The 671-nt window shown below is 61.3% G+C and carries 1 protein-coding gene; it reads right to left on the bottom strand.

Annotation, left to right across the window (positions count from 1 at the left end):
* Positions 1-671: AMP-binding protein (locus tag SQ11_RS15410; protein WP_041515088.1), on the bottom strand; the 671-nt coding region annotated here is incomplete at both ends.

Below are 671 nucleotides of genomic sequence, written 5' to 3'. Positions count from 1 at the left end.
AGGTAGCCGCGCGCCAGTAAATCCCCCCCTATGCACAATTCGCCCGCAACCCCCGGTATGACCGGGGTCAGGTTGGCATCAAGCAAGTAGATATTGCGTCCCGCAAGCGGCTTGCCAATGCTCACCTGCATCGGCATGCCATCGTCGCTTGAATATCCGCCGCAATCCAGAGCGGTGGCCGTCACGGTGGCTTCGGTCGGACCGTAGGTGTTAAGCAGGGTAATGCCACCAAGTCCGGCCTCACGCCAGGCCTTGATGCCCTCGGGCGACATGGCTTCGCCACCCGCGTGCACTTGCCGCAGCCGGCCATAGTCCCGGGGGCCCTGCCTGGCAAAGTCCTGGGCCAGCAAAAACCAGTAGGCCGTGGTGAGATCCGCAACCGTGATGCGCTTATTGATCAGTTCGCGATAGAAGGTGTCGCTGTCCCATAGCTGGGGACCGCGCAAGACAATGGCCGCACCCGTGCATAGTGGCGGGAAAAACTGTTCGATGAAACCGTCGAAATTGATGGTGGAAAACAGCAGCATCCGGTCGGCCGCGCTCAGGCCAAAGAAGCCCACCGCTGCCTGGGCATGTTTGGCCAGGGCATGATGTGCCAGCCCCACGCCCTTGGGCTTGCCGGTAGAGCCGGAGGTATAGATGACATACACAAGATTGTCCCCGTGCACGCC

Origin of the sequence: Nitrosospira sp. NpAV, assembly GCF_000832065.1 — a bacterium.
Taxonomy (GTDB): domain Bacteria; phylum Pseudomonadota; class Gammaproteobacteria; order Burkholderiales; family Nitrosomonadaceae; genus Nitrosospira.
The sequence above is the reverse complement of the archived record's forward strand: the minus strand, read 5'-3'. Positions and strand labels throughout refer to the sequence as shown.